General features: G+C 27.6%; 17 protein-coding genes, 1 pseudogene and 1 other annotated feature. Of the genes and pseudogenes, 4 read left to right on the forward strand and 14 right to left on the reverse strand.

The features are described 5' to 3' along the window. Positions 1-133 precede the first annotated feature (133 nt). Together I4V51_RS17680 and I4V51_RS17685 are read right to left on the reverse strand one after the other, a co-directional pair. A complete protein-coding gene (locus I4V51_RS17680; RefSeq protein WP_195989756.1) occupies positions 134-2,125 on the reverse strand; it encodes a sensor histidine kinase in 1,992 nt (663 codons plus the stop codon). A 144-nt stretch (positions 2,126-2,269) separates the two neighbouring features. Further along, a complete protein-coding gene (locus tag I4V51_RS17685) occupies positions 2,270-2,749 on the reverse strand; it encodes an NUDIX hydrolase (RefSeq protein ID WP_195989757.1) in 480 nt (159 codons plus the stop codon). Between the two features lie 392 nt (positions 2,750-3,141). Between I4V51_RS17685 and I4V51_RS17690 the strand changes: the two genes are divergently transcribed. Further along, positions 3,142-5,196: a hypothetical protein gene (locus tag I4V51_RS17690; protein WP_195989758.1), complete on the forward strand. Its 2,055-nt coding sequence runs from the start codon at positions 3,142-3,144 to the stop codon at positions 5,194-5,196. A 69-nt stretch (positions 5,197-5,265) separates the two neighbouring features. Here the strand turns inward: I4V51_RS17690 and I4V51_RS17695 are convergent, their stop codons facing one another. The 12 genes and pseudogenes from I4V51_RS17695 to I4V51_RS17750 all read right to left on the reverse strand — a co-directional run bounded on the left by I4V51_RS17695 (position 5,266) and on the right by I4V51_RS17750 (position 18,036). Beyond that, positions 5,266-6,294, reverse strand: coding sequence for a sugar diacid recognition domain-containing protein (locus I4V51_RS17695; RefSeq protein WP_195989759.1), 1,029 nt, complete (start codon positions 6,292-6,294; stop codon positions 5,266-5,268). A 39-nt stretch (positions 6,295-6,333) separates the two neighbouring features. Then, a pseudogene (gene pyk, locus I4V51_RS17700) lies at positions 6,334-7,350 on the reverse strand (pyruvate kinase); the annotation flags it as partial. Positions 7,351-7,442: 92 nt separating this feature from the next. Continuing rightward, positions 7,443-8,585 carry a glycerate kinase gene (locus I4V51_RS17705; RefSeq protein WP_195989761.1) on the reverse strand — a complete coding sequence of 381 codons (1,143 nt, stop codon included), beginning with the start codon at positions 8,583-8,585 and terminating at the stop codon, positions 7,443-7,445. A 95-nt stretch (positions 8,586-8,680) separates the two neighbouring features. Continuing rightward, positions 8,681-9,985, reverse strand: a complete 1,305-nt coding sequence (locus tag I4V51_RS17710) for an SLC13 family permease (protein WP_195989762.1) — start codon at positions 9,983-9,985, stop codon at positions 8,681-8,683. Between the two features lie 273 nt (positions 9,986-10,258). Then, a complete protein-coding gene (tyrS, locus tag I4V51_RS17715; protein WP_195989763.1) occupies positions 10,259-11,449 on the reverse strand; it encodes a tyrosine--tRNA ligase in 1,191 nt (396 codons plus the stop codon). 152 nt (positions 11,450-11,601) lie between these two features. Then, positions 11,602-11,865, reverse strand: a binding site (T-box leader). Positions 11,866-11,926: 61 nt separating this feature from the next. Beyond that, positions 11,927-12,127, reverse strand: coding sequence for a cysteine-rich CWC family protein (locus I4V51_RS17720; RefSeq protein WP_195989764.1), 201 nt, complete (start codon positions 12,125-12,127; stop codon positions 11,927-11,929). Positions 12,128-12,158: 31 nt separating this feature from the next. Further along, positions 12,159-12,902: a response regulator gene (locus tag I4V51_RS17725; protein ID WP_195989765.1), complete on the reverse strand. Its 744-nt coding sequence runs from the start codon at positions 12,900-12,902 to the stop codon at positions 12,159-12,161. A 47-nt stretch (positions 12,903-12,949) separates the two neighbouring features. Further along, complete coding sequence (locus I4V51_RS17730) at positions 12,950-13,822, reverse strand: carbohydrate ABC transporter permease (protein ID WP_243281552.1); 873 nt, start codon at positions 13,820-13,822, stop codon at positions 12,950-12,952. Between the two features lie 13 nt (positions 13,823-13,835). Next, the gene (locus I4V51_RS17735) at positions 13,836-14,717 is read right to left on the reverse strand and encodes a sugar ABC transporter permease (protein WP_195989766.1); all 882 of its coding nucleotides are present in this window, start codon (positions 14,715-14,717) and stop codon (positions 13,836-13,838) included. A gap of 80 nt (positions 14,718-14,797) precedes the next feature. Continuing rightward, positions 14,798-16,099, reverse strand: coding sequence for an extracellular solute-binding protein (locus I4V51_RS17740; RefSeq protein WP_195989767.1), 1,302 nt, complete (start codon positions 16,097-16,099; stop codon positions 14,798-14,800). Positions 16,100-16,245: 146 nt separating this feature from the next. Then, positions 16,246-17,403, reverse strand: a complete 1,158-nt coding sequence (locus I4V51_RS17745; protein WP_195989768.1) for a histidine kinase — start codon at positions 17,401-17,403, stop codon at positions 16,246-16,248. A 3-nt stretch (positions 17,404-17,406) separates the two neighbouring features. Beyond that, entirely contained in the window at positions 17,407-18,036 is a 630-nt protein-coding gene (locus I4V51_RS17750) for a hypothetical protein (protein ID WP_195989769.1), read from the reverse strand. 154 nt (positions 18,037-18,190) lie between these two features. Between I4V51_RS17750 and I4V51_RS17755 the strand changes: the two genes are divergently transcribed. From I4V51_RS17755 to I4V51_RS17765, 3 genes are all read left to right on the forward strand, one after another. Further along, entirely contained in the window at positions 18,191-19,228 is a 1,038-nt protein-coding gene (locus tag I4V51_RS17755) for a hypothetical protein (RefSeq protein WP_195989770.1), read from the forward strand. Positions 19,229-19,387: 159 nt separating this feature from the next. After that, positions 19,388-20,215, forward strand: a complete 828-nt coding sequence (locus I4V51_RS17760; RefSeq protein WP_195989771.1) for a pyridoxamine kinase — start codon at positions 19,388-19,390, stop codon at positions 20,213-20,215. Positions 20,216-20,234: 19 nt separating this feature from the next. Continuing rightward, positions 20,235-20,894, forward strand: coding sequence for a TIGR04100 family radical SAM protein (locus I4V51_RS17765; RefSeq protein WP_195989772.1), 660 nt, complete (start codon positions 20,235-20,237; stop codon positions 20,892-20,894). Positions 20,895-21,047 lie beyond the last annotated feature (153 nt).

Raw genomic sequence — 21,047 nt, forward strand, 5'->3', positions numbered from 1 at the left:
GTTTTTTCTTGTCATTAAAAAACCTCCTAAAAAATCTTTATAGTATATTATTCCAAATCTACCAACTTATCATACAACAAGAGAGTAGATAGATTTGTGTTTTACACAAATTCATCTACTCTCCCAGTTTTTCTTAAACATATATATCTGATAATTCTGTTTTAGTTCTATAATTTATATTTCTTATTTCATTCATAATAATTTCATTCATAATATTTTTTTTACACTCTTGATCTTCTTCAATTCTGATATACTTATTATTACTATTTACATTCATACCCTTAGGTAATTTAACAATAAATCTTGTACCTTTGTTAAGTTCAGATTCTACTCTAATTTCTCCACTATGAAGCTCAACTAAGGATTTAACTATTGATAGTCCTATTCCACTACCTTCATTTTTTCTAGTTAAGCTATTATCAACCTGCCTAAATCTTTCAAATATATTAGGTAGTTCTTCTTTTGATATTCCTACTCCATTATCTTCAACAATAATATCAACATACTCTTCCATAGGCCTTATTTTCACTCCAATATATCCATTTTCTTTTGAAAATTTTATTGAATTAGATAATAGGTTTAAAATAACTCTTTCAATTTTAATTGTATCAATCTCTATCATTACTACTTCTTCATCTGTATCAAATATTAAATTCAAATTTTTCTTCTCAGCATATGGAATTACAGACATAACTATGTCTTCTGTTAAGCTAACTATATTGTCATTTTCTAAATTTAATTTTAAATCATTTAATTCTGCCTTTTCTATATCAATTATATTACTTATTAATCTTATTAACCTATAACAATTATCTTTTACTATGCTAATATTACTATTTTGATTCTCCTGATTATTTTTTGAATTCTTAAGCTCTATAAGTTGAGTTGCACATAATATAACATTTATTGGTGTTTTAAGTTCATGACTTATATTTGAAATAAAATGTGCTTTAAGATTATTAGCTTCTTCTGCCTTATTTTTAGCATTTAATATTTCTTTTTCATATCTTTTTTTATAGTTTATATATTGTATTAAAGCTAATATCAAAAGTAATAATACTAAAAATATAATAAAAAGATATATAAATAAACTTTTATACTCCTCTATAACTTCTATAGGACTATTAATTATTTTAGAGTTATCAGGTAAATACTTGGTTTTTATATTGAACTTTCTTAGTATTTTATAATCAAAAACATACTGATTAGCTTCATCATTATCAAAATATAAATTTTTTTCATCAATACCTTCTAATAATCCTAATACTACTTCTCCGGCTCTTTTACCTTGAGTAAAATGATTAATTACTTTACCCCCAACACTCCCGGTACCGATACCATAATCTAGTACATTATATATTGGTAAATCTGGTCTTATATTAGAAATTAATTCATTTACATCTAAAACCTTTACCCATTCACCATTTTTGAAGTCATCAGGATATAGTGATATTATAACGCTATTTTCTTTAACATTTTTTATAGTTTCCTTAAATTCATCTATAGTTAATTCACTAGTAATTATCTTCTGAAAATCAAACTCTGGATTTTTACTAGTAATATCAATATAAAAATGTTCTCCATAATCATTTAAAAAAATTATATTTTCCGTATTAGGATGAAACTTCTTAATAAGCTCCAAATTTGACTCTATAGATTCCATTTCTCTTACACCAGAAACTTTTTCGTATTTTAATGCCTCTTCTAATATTTTTTCTTTCTGAACTCCTAAAAATGATATTGGTATATCCTTAAATAAATCATCTCTATATTTTAAACAAAACTCTAAAGCTTCATCATCTCCAGCTATTATAGCATCATATTCCTCATAATTTTCAAAGCTAAGTTTTAATAAATTATAAAATCTTTCCTCATTTTCCTCATATCCCAAAACCTTAAAATCCATATATTCTATTCTTAAATGGACATTCTCATTTAAACCTGCTTTTATTCCTTCTACTTGATCTTCAAATGATATAAAATTTGAATTATAGGAACTAATAAATAATATTTTTAGATTTTCATCTTTAACCTCCTCAGCACAAGCAATACTTTCGCTTAATGTAATAAAAGTTATTAACATAGTAAATATTAGAGTACTTATTTTTAATGTTACTTTGTTCATATTTTATCTCCTGTTTACTTATTAACTTAACTAATATTATACTACCTTTTATTACATTTTAATACATTTTTTAGCTTTATCATTTTATATTTTTCTCAACAAATTTTTTAACTTTTTGACCCATTCAACAATTTTCCCTATACTTTATACTTCACATTCTCTATATATCTCATATGTTCTACTTGAATAAACTCTATAAATTATATTTCCATTAAAATTAAGCATATCACTTGCCCTTTCCTTTAACCAAGGTTCATTTATTATATCTATAACCATATCTTTTTTAAACCACCCAACCTCTATACTTTCCTCACTTGTTTTTAAGCTTCCACCTATTTTAACTGCTAAGAAATCAAATATAACTTTAGTTGGAACTACAGTTTTATTATCCCACCCTATATATGACTTAGTATTAGAATATACGCCTGCTAGTTTCAAAACTTTTATTTCTATTCCTGACTCTTCTAAAACTTCTCTAGTAACGCCTTCTATTAAATCCTCACCATTTTCAATTTGTCCTCCTGGAAACTCCCATCCCCTATGTGGATTTTTTACAAGTAAAACTTCATCCTTATCATTAACAACAAGTGCACCTGCAGCTACTATATGTGTTGGAAAACTCATAAATATCACCCCTATAAAATATTTTTATATACTATAACCTTATAATATCATATATAAAAATTTGAACCAGTCCTTGACTTACATTTTTTACCTGTCTTTTTATACTTTTTAAATACAATAAATATTATTTTTTCTCTATTTTCTACCTGTTTTATCAAGTAACACCATCTGCTTCTATTATATTTAATCTTTTTATTATTTTCTTCTATTATTTACATTTATTACTTTTTATTTTAAAAATAATGTAATAATATTTGTGTTTAAATGTTTTTACATTATTTTCTATTTAATATAAAATATGTATATACAATAGTTTTTATATTTCTTGTATTTTTTTATAAGAAGACAATTATTAAACAAAATTTTGATGAATAGGAGGGTAATTTAACATTATGAGTTGCTGGACTGTTTTAGGAATAACACCAACTAGAAATATTGATAAAATTAAGGAGGCTTATGTTGAATTAAGTAATTCTATAGATAAGAATGATCTAACTGCTAATGATTTAAACCTAGCATACAATAAAGCTATATCTTTAGCTACTGCATCAATAGGAGATTTGAATATAACATTATTGCATAACTCTAGTTTTGATATTTTGTCAGCACTAATAAATTCTTCAATAGATGATAAAGCCATAGATTCTATTGATAAGTTTATGAATAAAGTAAATGATATATATAATAATCCTACACTTAGATTTTCTAAAGATTCTTGGATAAACTTATTAACATTACCTATTTTAAATAACCCTACTATAAGCCAAGACTTAGAATTAGAGATTATTAAATATATATATAATCACAAATATATTCCTATAAGCATTTATGCTTTATTAGATTCTAGATTTAATTGGTCACATAGAGAATGTGAACTAAAAGATTCTCTTTCAATAGAATTAGTAGATTTTTTAATAAATCAAATAAATAATCCATTACCCTTAACTTATAATTATTTATCTAATATAAACGCAGAACAATTAGATGAATATCTTTTGCTTAGAGAAAAAGCCTATTTATCATTTAATTCTAATGAAGAAAAAAGTGATAAAAGTTATTTATTTGATGCATATTCCATATATAATAAAGATTTAGATTTACTAAAACTATTAGGAAGCTATTATCTTAATAAAAACGATACTCTTATGGCTTTAAATTATTTTAGGGAAGCCATTAACATAGATCCTAATGATATGTTTTGTCTTTCGAACTTTGGGCACTTATTGACAGAAACTAACCAATATTCAAGTGCAATATCTTATTTAGAAAAATATATAAAAAAACTTAAAAATACACTTGATATTGAACGCATTATTGATTTAGCTCACTGTTATCATTATTCATATGATTTACAAAAGGCTAAAGACTTATATACTTTATTAATTAAACTAAGACCTTGGGATCTTTCTATAAAGATTGAATTAGATAATATTAAAAGTAAGCTTTCTAAGGATTCAGTATCATTACCTTTAACAATTCCTATTTATAAAAAATATTTAAATCCTTATATTGAGCCTTTTATGAATAAATTAAAAGAAATCTATAATAATTTTTCATTAAGAATAAATGAAAATAGTTGGTCTGAATTATTTAGTTTACCTATAGCTTCAAATGAAACATTATTTTACTTAGTAGAACAAAATATTATAGAATTTATAACTAACAATAAAAACATTCCAAAAAATATTTTTACATTTTTAAATAGTAAATTTAATTGGACATCTAGACATGATGAGTTATTTAATATTTATCCTACATTAAAAATTGACTATTTATTCAACAAATTATATTTTAATGAGATATTAAGCTATGATTCATTGAAAGATATTTCTTCTGATGTATTAGAAGAATATATAGAAGTTCGTTCATTAGCTTATGATTTAATTAATAATGATTCAAATAATACTGAAGAATACTTAAATAAGGCATTAAATTTATACGACGGTGATTTCGAATTATATAAACTATTCGGCCAATATTACTTAAATAAAAATCTATATTATGATGCAATTAAGAATTTTAAAATTGCTATTTCACTTAAAGATGATGATTATTATTCTATTTGTAGTCTTGCATTACTACTAACTAAGACAGAAAAATACAAAGAAGCCTTATATTATTTAAATAAAAGTGTAAATACACCTGCAGGTGCTATGTTACTTGATAACGAAGACTTCTTAACAAAGTATGCCATTAGTTTCTACTATACAAACGATCTAATAAATGCAAAAAAATACTTTAAAAAGTTGTATAAAATAAACTCAGGTCTTAAATTTATAAATATTTATTTAAAAAATATAAACGATAGATTATCAGGTAAAAAAAGAAAAGTAATTCCTGTAATTGCTATTACTGATTCTAATTACTCAACTTCAAAATTAAAAAGTAAAACTAAGATTACACTCTCTAATATTATCACTAAATTTAAGAGTAATATTGCCAATTAATAAAAAGAAGAAGTAGATTATAATACTACTTCTTCTCTTTATAAACTCTTGCTATATTATGTTATATAATTACCTCCATATTAATCCACTTATTAATTCAAATAGCTCTAATATATTTTTAGGTTTTTTTCCAGTTAATTGTTTAATTCTATCTAATCTATAATTTAAAGTATTTCTATGTATTTTTAATTTATTTGCAATCTTAGTAATATCACCATTTTCCTCTATATATGTTTGCATAGTTTCAATAAGTTCTAAACTATGTCCGGCCTTATCAAGATTTAAAATTAATGAAATAAATTTATCTTTATTTTCATGAGATAAATTTATAAATAATTCAAATTCATCATATGAATATATTTGAGTAGATGGCTTTATCTTAACACCAAATTGCAATGCCAATTCTGCTTTTTCTACTGAATTAGCTATAATATCCTCTTTAGGACCAATACTTATTTTATTTATTATAGAGCTTTCTTTTAACTCCTTTAATAAATTATTATAGTCATAATCATTAGTTATAAAAAACATTCCTCTATTATTAATCTCACTGTAATATAAATATCTTTTATATTTATATTTAAAATCTACTAAATCATTACAGCTTTCTATTAGGATAACTTGACACCCTTTACTAATATCAACTCCATAACTCTTAGCAACTTCATAAAATTTATCATCATACTTTGTTTTTCTATGAGCTAATTCATAGTAGAATCTTTGCTTATTTAATCTTTTATTATGTAAATCCTCATCTATTTTTATTTGTTCAATTAATAAAACTGCGGTAACACGAACTAGTTTACTAAATCTTATAACTTCATCAGGATGACCAGTAATTCCTATAACACCTATTATTTCATCATTAAATATAATAGGTTCATTAACTCCTGGTTTCATTTTTTCATTATCTTCATAAATTTCAATTATATGCTTACTATCAATTGCCTTTTTGGCACCTTCATGGATATTTCCAATTCTTTCATTATCTCCGCTGCCTATTATTATCCCATTTTCATCCATAACATTTATATTATATGGTATTACGTTCATCATTTCTAAAACAATTTTTTGGGCTATAGCTTTTGATAGTTTCATATTATCTACATCCTTTAAAATTAAATTTATTTATTAAGCACTAATAACCTCTTCTGCTTTCTTAACTATTCTTCTCATAATAGAAACAGCTTCTACTGGATATTTTCCACTAGCCGTTTCTCCACTAAGCATTACTGCATTTGTACCATCAATAACTGCATTTGCTACATCTGAAACTTCCGCTCTAGTTGGTCTTGGATTATTCCCCATAGATTCTAACATTTGAGTTGCAGTAATTACTGGTTTCTGTGCCTTATTACATTTACTAATAATCATTTTTTGTATAAAAGGTACTTCTTCTAATGGAACTTCAACTCCTAGATCACCTCTTGCAACCATTATTCCATCAGAAACTTCAATTATTTCATTAATATTATTTACACCTTCATGATTTTCTATTTTAGAAAATACCTTAATATGATTTCCACCACATTCATTTAATACTTTTTTTACATCTAAAACATCTTGAGCACTTCTTACAAATGATGCTGCAACAATGTCTATTCCCATTTTTACTCCAAACTTTAAATCTTCAATATCTTTTTCTCCAACTGCAGGTAGCTTAGTAACTACACCTGGAACATTAACATTTTTAAAGTTTCCTATAGTTCCTGTATTCTTAACTATAGTATAAATTTGATTTCCATCTATTTTTATAACTTCTAAAGCAATTAACCCATCTGCAATTAAAATTAAATCTCCATTTTTAACATCTTCATATAATTGCTTATAACTTACAGAACAAATAGTATTATCTCCAATTATATCTTCACCACATGAAACTATATAATCTGACCCCTCTAATAAAGTTACCTTATCACCAACAAATTTTCCTGTTCTTACTTCTGGTCCTTTAGTATCTAATAATATTTCTACTGGCTTACTCATTTTTTCTCTAAGCTTTTTAACTAAATTAATCTTATCTCCATTTTGCTCATAAGTTCCATGTGAAAAATTATGTCTTGATATATTCATTCCTGAATTAATTAGTTTTGTAAGTACTTCCTCACTTTCACTTGCTGGTCCTATTGTACATATAATTTTAGTTTTTATCATATCCTATTCTCCTACTTTCAATAAATTCAAATAATTAGGCTATGTCAAAATTTTATTGTTTAAAATTAATTTTGATATAGCCCATTTGTTTATTATATTAATTTCATAAGTCTTATTACATTTTCAGATGTTTTTTCTATATTTTCTTTACCTTTTTCTAAAGCTTCTTCAATAGAAGTAACACCTTTCATAATTCCAAATATAGAATCTATACCTTTTTCATATAAAACATCTATATTATCTCCAACTCTTCCTGCAAATGCTATAACTGGTTTATCATACTTTTTAGCAACAGTTGCAACTCCTAATGGTGTTTTACCATATTGAGTTTGGAAATCTATACTTCCTTCTCCTGTCCAAACCATATCTGCATCTTTAACCTTTTCTTCTAATCCAGCATATTCTATTACCATTTCAATACCCTTTTTTAGAGTTCCGTTTAAAAATGCCATTAGCCCTGCACCTAATCCTCCAGCTGCACCTGCCCCTGGTACCTCTAGAACATCCATGCCAATTTGTTCTTTAATTATATTTGCATAATGTTTTAAATTATTATCTAATAAAGAAACCATATCTGGTGTTGCTCCCTTTTGTGGACCAAATACATTTGACGCACCCTTTTCTCCACAAAGTGGATTGTTAACATCACATGCTACCTCTACAACAACATCCTTTAATCTAGGGTCAAAATTAGTTAAATCTATATTATGTAGTTTTCCTAATTCTCCTCCGCCAAATCCTAATTCATTTCCATCTTTATCTAATAATTTTCCTCCAAGAGCTTGTATAACTCCTGCTCCCCCATCATTAGTTGCACTTCCACCAATACCTATTAATAACTTCTTTACACCCTTATCTAAACAAGCTTTAATAACTTCACCAGTACCATAAGTAGTAGTTATTAATGGATTTCTCTTATCTAATGAAACTAAATGTATTCCACTAGCACTAGCCATCTCTAAAATTCCTACTTCTCCATCTCCTAAAATTCCATACTCGGCTTGCACCTTATTCCCTAATGGTCCTACAACTTCTAAAGAATAAGTCTTTCCATTTGTAGCATCTACTAATGATTGCATAGTTCCTTCTCCCCCGTCTGCCATAGGAACATGTACACATTTAATATTTTTATCTACCTTTTTTATTCCTCTTTCCATTGCTATACAAGCTTCTTTCGCGCTCATACTTTCCTTAAAAGAATCTGGTGCTAATACTATAACAAAATCTTTCTTCATTTTACTCTCTCCATCCACTTTATATTTTTAATCTTACTTATTATATTTACATTCAAATTCATTTACTTATCACACTATAGTTTCTTAATAATACTTTACTTAATTATAAATCCATATACTATAGTTGCTACAATTGCCATTGATCCACCCACTATTGATTCATATGGAATTAACTTCATACGATCCTTTATATTCATCTGAACTGAATCAGCTGTTACTAAGAAGAAGTTTCCATGTGGTAAATGATCAATTACTACAGCTCCTGCATGAACCATTACTGCTGCGCTTAATGGCGATGTTCCCATAGATAATATTGCATCTCCAAAGCTTCCTGCAGCAACTATTGCAGCGGTTGAAGTTGAAGCTGTTGCAGCTCCCATTAATATACCTGATATAGGTGCTAAGAATACTCCTGAAATTCCAGTTGACTTAACAAGATTTACAACAACCTCACTTAAATTAGAGTTTGAAATAATTCCTGCTATTGCACCTGCCCCAATTAATAGTATCGCTGTTCCTGTCATTTTATTTAATCCAGATGTTGTATATTCAATAACTTTATTAAATTTACCCATTGCTATTAATCCTATTATACCTGCAAGTGGTAATATAATCATTGAATCAATTTTAATCTTTTCTAAAAATTCTATATTTAACATACTTCCTATTGGACTAATTGCTAATAATACAATTGCTACAACAGGAGCCACTATTGCTCTTCCAAATGTAGGTTTATTATCATCTTTATCTGCTGAAGCTTTTGCCTTTGCATCATCTTCAGTATATCTAACTACATCACCTTTTTTATTTAACATTGAAGCTACAAAATATGTAACTACTATTCCTACTAATGCTGGAATAAATCCATTAATCATTACTTGTGCTAAATCTACATTAAATCCTTTTGCTACTGCAATAGTGTTTGGATTTGGCGAAATTATATTTCCTGCCTTTCCTCCACCAACCATTGCTAAAAGTATTGCTGCTCTAGTTAATCCACCCTTTTTAGCTACTGATAAAGCTATTGGTGCTACTATTATAATTGCTACAGTAACAAATACTCCTACTGAAGTTATTACCATTGTTGCTAGTGCAATTGCCAAAATTGCTTTCTTTTCTCCAAGCTTTTCTACTATAGTTTCTGCAATCTTTTCTGCTGCACCTGATTCTATTAAAACCCCAGCAAGAACACCCGCTGCCAGTACCCTAACTACAGCTCCCATTACACTATTAGTTCCTTCTATTACTATTTGTGTTGTTTGAGCTAAACTAGCTCCTCCAAGTAATCCACCTACGATAGCTCCTCCAAATAAAGAATATACAGGGTTTACTTTTCTTAAAATTAATATTATAGCTATTGCTAAACCTAATATCGCTCCAAACCAATGAATAGCTGGCATATCTTCATCCTCCTAATCTCTTAAAATACAATTAAAACTTAGTATTTATTTTTTCTTCAGTTAACGTTTACTTGATGATTTAATGATAATATATTAATTATTAAATTTATATTGTTGTTTTAACGTTTTTTATTGTTCATTTGCACAATAAACTCTATATTTTTAAACAAAAAAAACATCTATTGGAATTAAATCCAAGTAGATGTTTTTTTTACTACATATTTTATTATCTTAATACTCAAGCTCTTTACTCTAAAAGAATTTTTTTCCTTATTATTTTATAATTACTTTAATAAATTTTTTCTTTCCTATCTGAATTACTATTTCATCTGTTATTATTAACTCTTCAATATTATTCAATTTTTCTGCATTGGCCTTAACACCGCCTTGCTCCACTAACCTTCTGAACTCGTTTTTACTTTTTACTAACCCATTCTTAACTATTATTTCTGATAAGTTAAACTCCGCTTTCTTTACTTCAACAGTTTTTATATCATTTGGTATTTCATTCTTTTGAAATACTAATCTAAATCTTTCTTCCGCAGCCTTTACTGCATCTTTACCATGATATAATTCAACAATCACTCTTGCTAACTGTATTTTTATATCTCTAGGATTAACCCCTTCCTTTAAGGATTTTTTAATTTCTTCTACATCATCTGGATGAACATCCGTAACTAATTCAAAGTATTTAATTATTAAATTATCAGGAATAGTCATTATTTTTTCAAACATTACATTTGCTTCTTCATCTATTCCCACGTAGTTTCCTAAACTTTTGCTCATCTTATTAATACCATCTAATCCCTCTAATAAGGGCATCATTATTGTACATTGAGGTTCCTGTCCAAACTCTTTCTGAAGCATTCTTCCCATAAGTAAATTAAATCTTTGATCAGTGCCTCCAAGTTCAATATCAGCTTTTAACTCTACAGAATCAAAACCTTGCATTAATGGATAGAAAAATTCATGAATACTTATTGGCATTTGATTTTCATATCTTTTTTTAAAGTCTTCTCTTTCAAGCATTCTTGCTACTGTCATTTTAGATCCTAATCTAATTACATCCTCAAAATTCATTTTAGAAAGCCATTCACTATTAAATTTAACATCTGTTTTTTCTTTATCTAAAACCTTGAAAATCTGCTCTTCGTAAGTCTTGGCATTTTCTAAAACCTGTTCTGTTGTTAATGCTTTCCTAGCTTGAGACTTTCCAGTTGGATCACCTATTTTTCCGGTAAAATCACCTATTATTATTACAATATTATGTCCTAAATCTTGAAGCTGTCTTAACTTCCTTAAAACTACAGTATGCCCTAAATGAATATCTGGAGCACTTGGGTCTAATCCTAATTTTACAGTTAGTGGTTTTTTCTTAGCTAACTTTTCCTTTAATTCATCTAACCCTATTATTTCATCTACACCCTTTGAAATTATTTTTATTTGTTCATCTATATTTATCATTTTTAATTTCTCCTCACTCATTTTAATAATCTTTTAATAATCTTTTGATAATTAACGTGCACTTTAATTATCAAAAGATTTAATATATATATAAGCTGCGCAACTTTACTTTTAATTTATTTTTAAATACAAAAAAAGCCCTCATCCTATATTAATAGGACGAAAGCTATATACTCACGTGTTACCACCTAAATTTATCATTATTTCACAATAACAACCTCTTCAGGTACGCCAAAAAAATTTCTTGGTTATACCCTAGCACTATAACGTGTGCGATACGACATCTGCCTACTAGTTGTTATCTTTCGGAGTGCTGCTCAGAGACGTATTCAAATTAACTTGTTTTGCCCCTTTCACCAACCGGGACCTCTCTGTAAAACTCTATTAATTCTACTCTTTCTCTTCAAAGCTTTAATTATTATATTTATATTTTATTATATGCTTCTTTTTTTCTTTGTCAATAGAATTTAACTCATTTTATTTTTGTTTTTCTTTATATTCAATTATACAGTTCTTACAAATACAAGCTTTTCCTCTTAAATTTTCTGGTATCTGCTCTCTTAACTCTTTAGGAACCTCAATCTTTTCACACCAGCATCCTTCATGTGATAAACCATTCTCATATCCACAATTATTAGGTTTTCCACAAATAGGACAAATACCTTTATTAACTTCCATTAATTTCACCTTCTTTTTCTTTATACTACTATTAAGAACTTAGTTTATTTCTATACTCATTTGCAGAACATCCCTCAAATTTTTTAAATACTCTTGAAAAATGTCCTATATCAATAAACCCTACCTCTTCTGCAATATTACCAATTCTCATTGATGGATTCTTTAATAAATCCTTTGCAACATTAATTCTTATTTGATTAAGAATATCAGAGAAGCTTTTTCCTGTATGCTTATTTAAAAGCTTACTTAAATACCATTGACTAACATAGGTTTTCTCTGCAACTTCAGATAATGTTATCTTTCTTGTATAATTTTCTTGTATATATTTTAATGCATTTTTTACAATAAAACTATTTGCACTATTTAACTCTGTTTCTTCTGATTCGGTACGTATATTTTTATTTTTTAAATTTAAAACCATTGTTTTAACTGCTTCTTCAATTTCTGTTAATGTTGATGGCTTTAATATTAATCTTGTTACTCCTAACTTAATTGCCTTTTGAGCATATTCAAACTCACGAAATCCTGTTAAAATTGAAATCTCCATATCCGGAAACTCAGCTTTCAATCCAGCAATCATAGCTAATCCATTCATACCTGGCATAGAAATATCTGTTATTATTAAATTTGGTCTAACATTTCTTATAAGCTTTTGACCTTCAACACCATCATAAGCTACTCCAGCTACAAGGCATTCCCATTTATCCCAAGGCATAGTTCTGGCTAATCCTTCAACAATAATTGGTTCATCATCAATTATTACTATTTTATACATACCTTTTCATCCCCTTATAATTCCCATAAGTACCCTTTAAAAAAATTTTATCCCTTTACGGCTCCAGCTGTCAATCCTTTGATAATATTCTTTTGAAGCAATAAATAAATAATAAATACAGGCACTAAAATAATTGCTACTGAGGCTGCCATTAATCCATAATCAGTTCCATATTTAGAACTAATTTCGTTTAACAAAGCACAAACTGGATAATTTACTCTTCGTCCTATCATAGTAGTTTGAACAAACAAATCATTATATGACCATAAAAAACTAAAAATAGCTACAGTTGATATTGCAGGTTTGCTTATTGGTACAATAATTCTAGTAAATACAGTAAATATACTTGCTCCTTCAATATATGCTGATTCCTCAATCTCTAATGGTATTGCCCTCATAAATCCCATCATTACAATAGTTGCAAAGCTTAAATTACTTGCAATTTGAGGTAAAATAACAGCTATTGGTGTATTTAGCAACTCCCATTTAATCATCATTTGATATACAGGAATTATAGTTGAAAATACCGGAAACATTAAACTAGCTATAAGTATGGCATCTAAAACCCATTTCCCCTTAAAATTATACCTTGTTAATGCAAATGACATCATTGATGCTAATATTATTACTCCTATAGTAACACTGCCTGATATAAAAAAACTCATTCCATAAGCTCTTAATATATTTAAGTTATCAAATGCATTTTTATAATTATCTAATGTAAATTCCTTAGGCAAGCTAAAAGATGAAGTTAATAATTCTGACGATGGCTTAAATGAATTTATTATTACCCATACAAAAGGAAAAATAGTAGTAATAGCCCAAACAATTAAAATAGTATATATTATATATTTACTAATATTAATTTTCTTTTTCGATTTCATAATACTCTTCTTTTTTAATATCCTATTTTCACTCATATTAGCCTACCTCCTATCTATCTTTATCAGGTTGAACAATAGTATTTACAACTCTTGAAACTACTATACCTAATATTACAATCAGTACAGCTAAAGCTGATCCATAATCATAATTGTTCATACCAAATGTACTTTGATACATGTATGTTCCTAAGAAATGTGTCAATCCTTGTGGTGCACCATTAGGTACCAATACCCATGGTAAATCAAATACCTTTAAGGCTCCAGTTACTGCTAATACTACACAAGTACAAATTACACCCCTAAGCATTGGTATTGTAATATAGAATACTTGTTTAAATTTACTACATCCATCAATTGATGCAACTTCATAGATTTCATCTGGTATATCACTTAATCCAGTTAATATTATTACAAAATAAAACCCTACATAACTCCAAAGTGTTGGTATAGCTACCATTATAAAAGCTAATGTAGGCTTTAACCAATTTACCGGTTCTTGCCCAAAAGTCTCCAATATTTGATTTAACATTCCTCCGTTATAGTTATAGAATAATTTAAATATTAAACCTATGGCTGTTGCTGAAATAACTACTGGAAAGAAATATACTGTTCTAAAAAATTGTTGCATCTTTTTTATATTACTAACCAAAACTGCCAATATAAAAGCAATTCCTACTTGAAATATAATTGTTAAAACCATCATCTTTAATGAATTCCAAATAGCAATTCTCAAATCTGGGTCTGTTAACATTCTCCTATAATTATCTATACCAACAAATTTCCATACTTGTCCATCTAGTAATACCGGTGTAGTCATATCAAATAAACTATTTTTTATATTGTTAAAAAACGGAATATATAAGAACACAATCAAGAATATAAGGCTTGGTAATAAGAAGATTATAAGTGGCCATTTCTTCTTATATATCATTTTTTATTCCACCTTTCTAAATATTTTAGATAAAAAATAGAGAGGTAGCTTTATGTACCCCTCTACCATTGTTTTAACTATTAGTTTGCTCTTTCAGAATTTAACTTTAATGCTTCATTAAGAACCTCTTCAGCACTTACTGAACCAGTTGAAATCTTAACTATATTTGCAATTATATATTTATATGCTTCTGGATCAATTCTTGAGTCAGTTGGAGATGATATAGATTTAGCTGAACTACTGTATTCTAAAGCTGAAACTGCTAATGGTGTCATATTATCTACTGGTTCTACTGCAACTGCCGCTTGACCAACAGCTCCGCCTGCTATCCAATACTTAGTAACTCCCTCTTTATTAGTATGAGCTTCAACAAACTTAACTGCTGCTTCTCTTTTATCAGTATCCTCCCAAGCTTTTTTTGTAATATAAAATCCTGAAGATATACCACCAACTATAGCTCCATCTGTAGCCTTCTGATTTTCAACACCTGGAAATGCTGCAACAACAACATTTTCTTGATCTGTTATACCACCAATTCTCCAATTTCCATCAAGTTGCATAGCTGCTTTTTTATCATTAAATAATTGACCAACATAAGCATCATCAACAGTGTCTGTATCTTCAGGAAAAGCTCCCATTTCCCTTAATTCTTTAAAAAGTTCTAAACCTTTAACCCAATCTTTAGGTGCCTTTTCTGGTATAGATGTGTATGAATCCTCACCTGCAGCATATAGCATTAAAAACTCAACCCAATAATGAGGAACATTATTCAATGAACATGCTATTGGAATTATTCCATTTTCTTTAAAAATTTCAATTGCTTTAACTAATGAGTCCCAATCAGTAGGAATTTCTACGTTATACTCCTCAAATAAATCTTTATTACAGAAAAGCCCTTCCCAATACCCTGTCGTAGGAACTGCTCTTTGAATACCATCAGTATTAGTTACTGCTTCTAACGCAGCATCTAATGTATCCTTAGCATAATCAGGATATTCTTTTTTTATATCCTCTAAAGACATTAACTTATCAGTTGCAATAATTGAATTTGCTGTTGCGTCCGTAAAAAATTGAATAACATCTGGCTCATTACCTGAAGCAAAATCAGTTGCAACTTTAGCTTTCCACTCTTCATCTGAAGCTTGAGAATTATCTTCTATTGTTATGTTTGGATTATCATTCATTAACTGTTGATTAATCTCCTGGTAAACTTTTGCATTTGGATCAGTTCCTCCAAACATTGATACTGTATTTAATGTAACATTATCCTTTCCAGTTTCCCCTACAACCTCTTCTTCTGTTGTCTTTGAACATCCAGTAATAAATGTAGCTAAAATAGTTGATGAAATTACTAATGCCAACACTTTTTTACTTTTAAGCATTTTCTCTCCCCCTAAAACATCATTAATACTTTAATAAAAGATTTATTCTATAGTTTTATTATAGCTAGTATTACGTTTACATTCATTGAATACTATTGATATTATTTGCCTAATATTGTTATCTTTAATTTTATATAATTTGCTCCTTATTTACTCTCCTTATCATATGGTATACATATTAATGACCTAGTTTTTCCTTCTTCTATAGGTTCAATTGTTAAACCATAGTTTTCACCATAAATTAACTTAATTCTCTCATTAACATTTCTAATTCCTAGTGATGCATGTTTCCCTGGTACTGGCTTTATTACCTCTGGATCACCAAATAATATCTTTTCAATTATATCTTTATCTTCTTTCGTCATTGGCTTTCCAGTATTAATAACTTCTATAAAAATTTTCTTATTATCATGATAAATTTTCAATTTAATTACACCAGTTCTTACAGTTTCTATTCCATGAACAACTGCATTTTCTAAAATAGGCTGTAAAATTAATTGAGGTAACATAGCTTGCAATAGCTCATTATCTATTTCACGTTCAACTATTAATCGTTGCCCAAAACGCATTGAAATTATATAAAAATAAGCATCTACACATCTTAATTCTTCAGATAAATAAATTAGTCTCTTATCTTCTCTATCCATATGATAATCTAATACAGTTCCAAGTGATTCTATCATCTTACAAAGAGTAATATCACCAGACATCCTAGCCTGCCAGTTCATAATTTCTAATGTATTATTTAAAAAATGTGGATTAATCTGTGCTTGAAGTGCTAATATCTTTGCATCCTTCTTTGCTAGCTTTTCATCATAAGCATAATTAAATAAATACTCAACTCTCTTTGACATATTATTAAAAGAATGCTGTAAATATTTAAACTCCTTATTAGGCATTTCCTCGCCATCAATAGTAACTCCTAATTTACCACTTTCCATTTCTTGAGAAGCTTGCACTAACTTTCTGATTGGTGCTGTAATTTGTCTATTCAAGAAATATGCAATTATTATAAGTACAGGTATTGTAATTATAAGTAATATAAAAATCATTCCATATAAATGATTCATTTCTGCATTTACAATACCTTTATCAATAGTCAATAAAATCCCTAAATGATAATCATCATGCTTTACTTGTAAAAGATACCCATAGTAATTTTTGTTTTGGCTAATTATCAACTTATTATTATCATCAGCTGAATAGTTTGTTAAACTATCTTTTAATATGTTACTCTTTCTTTCATCTTCAAAAAAATTACTTTTAGCTATTAAGGCATTTTTATCATTAATACAAAATGCCAAAGCTTATCCCTTATCTAAAACTATATCTGCAAACATATTCTTTCTATTAAGCTCTAAAACTAAAGTTCCAAATTTCTTGTAATCAGTAGTTGTATAAACATTTCTAACAATAAAAATACGTTCATCCTCTACTATAACTTGTGCATATGATGACTTCATTTCCCTTATTTCTTGAATACGATTATGAATTTTACTCATATATTCTTGCATAGAATAATTGCTACTAGATAAATAAGTAAAAGGCTGATTTTCGCCTTCTATATAAAAGCTACAAATATCAAACCTCTTATCCCAATAGAATTTATTTCTTAAGTTACTAGTTATAATTTGATAACAATCATTCCTACCCTCATTCCCTTGAACCTCATATTCATTCCAAGCTTCTTCTAAATAATATTCATATGATGGTTTCCTTGCACTTTCTATTGCTTCATCTAAATAATTAGATATAAATACATCTGTACTTCTTAATTTTTCAATAAATACACTCTTCAGTTTTTCTTGTATATTCTCTTTATATGATATTGTCATTGAAATATAAATTATAATTATTGGAACTACCCAACAAAATATACAGAATAATACTATATTTCTATTAAGTGATTTTTTTATTATTTCCCTGTTTTTTAACATACAAATCACCACCTTAATACAATTGTATAATTTTGTAAATATTTTTACAATTAACCCTTTGTTATTTTCACACTTTTCTTAACTTTACATATTTTGTATTAAGGTAATATTTTTATTTTTACCTAAACTAAAGAAAAAGGACGGTATTAAATTTATGTCTAATCTAAAAATTTCAGAAACTTACAATTACGATTACACCACATTACCAAATTCAATGACTGAATGTTCTAATGGAGATTTTATAATAGTTGGAAGAGCTTTTAATAAAACTGATAACTCATCTGCTTTTGCTATTAGAGTAGCAAGTAATGGTACAATGTTATGGGATAAAATATATGATACTCCATTTACTCAATTTTTCTCTTCAATCGCTACACTTTCAGATGGAAATTTTATTGCTGTAGGTACTTTTTCATACTCTATTTTTGCAGGAGATGAATATTTATGGATAGTTAAATTAGACAACGATGGTAATATTTTATTTCAAAATGCAATCGGAACAGTAGGTGTTCAAAGCAACGGCCTAGGTGTATGTGCAACCAGTGATGGAGGATATACTATAGTTGCTCAATCTATACCAAATGGTGTTCCTTCAAGTATTGTTCTAAAATTCAACTCTGAAAACAAGATTGAGTGGCAAAAAACTTTTGATGTAGGTATAGCTCATTCAATTAAAGAAACTATGGATGGAGGCTTTGTATTATCAGGTGCTAAGCTTATAAATGAATCTCTTTTATCTAATCCATTTATATTAAGACTTAACGAATTTGGTGATTCTTTGTGGCTAAATATTTTTGATGATTATAAAGTATATGTGCTTTTAGATAGTGATATTATCGAAATGGAAAATGGTCATTTTGCCATGGTTGCAAAATCAGTAATTCTTGAAACAGATGCTATGGGTAATCTTTTGTGGGCTAAACAAGATACTTCATATGTATTAAATTCTATAGTTGAAGTTAGTAATGAAAGTTTTGGTATTTCGGGTAGTGTAATTATTAACAATTACGATCATGCTTATATAGCTCTTATAGGTGAAAAGGCAAATTCAACTATATGGTCTAATACAGAAATTTTATATCCTAGTGCAATGCAAAAATTACTTTTATTAAATGACGATTACTTTGCAGCTTGTGGATATGCTCCATCAAATAATAGGAATTCACTTACCTTCTTTTCTATATTTAAATAATTAACAACAAAATTAAGGGGATTTTATATTATTTACTCTTACTGTTAATATAAAATCCTCTTATAAACTTTCTAAGTATTGTATCGTTACATTTCCTGCAAAATTGCTTTTCCCAAATTCTTCTTTTATAATTAATACTTAAAGGATGTGAAAATAATAATGGGATTTAGTCAAAAAAAAATAGCTCTTATAAATGATATTACTGGCTTCGGTAGATGCTCAATAGCTGTTTCATTACCTATTATATCAGCACTAAAAGTCCAATGTTGTTTTATCCCAACAGCAATACTTTCTAATCATACTGGGTTTAATAATTTCTTCTTCGAAGATTATACTCCTAAAATGAAAGAATATATAAATAATTGGGAAATACTCGATTTAAGTTTTGATGGAATATGTACTGGCTTTTTAGGTTCAAAAGAGCAAATTAAAATAGTTATAGATTTTTTAAAAAAATTCAAAACAAAAAACAATATAGTTTTAATAGACCCAGTAATGGGGGATTACGGTAAGCTTTATTCTACTTATACAGATGAAATGTGCAAAGAAATGCAAAATTTAATTAAATATGCAGATGTAATAACACCAAACCTTACTGAACTTTGTAGATTATTAGATATACCTTATCCTGATGAAACTCCTACACATGAAGAATTAAATTTATTATGTGAAAAGTTATCTCTTCAGGGGCCTAGTAAAATCGTAATTACAGGGCTACAAAGACAAGGTGCAATAGAAAACTTTATATTTGAAATTAATAAATCTTATAAGGTTATACAAGTTGAAAAAATAGGAGATGATCGTTCTGGTACCGGTGATGTTTTTTCCTCTATTGTATCTGCAAGTATTGTTAAAGGTGAAGATTTTGCATATGCCATCGAAAAAGCAACAAGCTTTATTAGTAAATCATTAAAATTTACTACTGAGCTAAATTTACCTGGAAGCTACGGAGTTTGTTTTGAAGAGTTTTTAACGGAATTAAAATAATATAAAAGGATGGGGTTATATGGTTATTCTATATACTATTAATAATAGTAATTTTATAAACTTAAAAAATATAACAATCGAAGAAATGGAAGCTAAAGGCATTAAAAAGAATATATATGTAAATTTAACTAATCGTTGTCCTTGTGCTTGTACATTTTGTTTGAGAACAACAAAAAAGATGACTGAAAGCAATAGTTTATGGTTAGAAACTGAACCTACTGTTGAAGAAGTAATTAACGAATTTGAAACTATTAATATTAATCTTTATGATGAAATTATCTTCTGTGGCTTTGGAGAACCAACTGAAAGATTAGATTCAATAATTGAAATTTCTAAATACATAAAGAAAAGAAATCCTAATATGCCAGTAAGAATAAATACTAATGGTCTTGGAGATTTAATTAATAATAAGGAAGTTGCCCCTTTATTAAAAGGCTTAATTGATACAGTTTCAATAAGTCTTAATGCTCCAAATGCAGAAGAATTTTATGAAATAACTAAAAATAAGTTTGGAATAGAATCCTATGAAGCAATGAAAAAATTTGCTGTATCATGTAAATCTTATATTCCTAATGTTGTTTTTACTGTAGTTGATTGCATTGGTGAAGATGATATTAAAGCTAGTGAACAAATATGTGATGAATTAGGTATAAAATTAAGAGTTAGGCCTTTAGAATAAAAGTTTTATATATAATAAATATAACCAACCACAAAAGTGATTGGTTATATTAAATACATTATTTTAAAGATTAATTGAGACTGTAGATAATTTTGTGTAATATAGTTTCTTATAAATTAAATATTACTGGAAATTTTGATTTCCAGTAATATT

Origin of the sequence: Clostridium sp. D53t1_180928_C8, assembly GCF_015667795.1 — a bacterium.
GTDB lineage: Bacteria > Bacillota > Clostridia > Clostridiales > Clostridiaceae > Clostridium.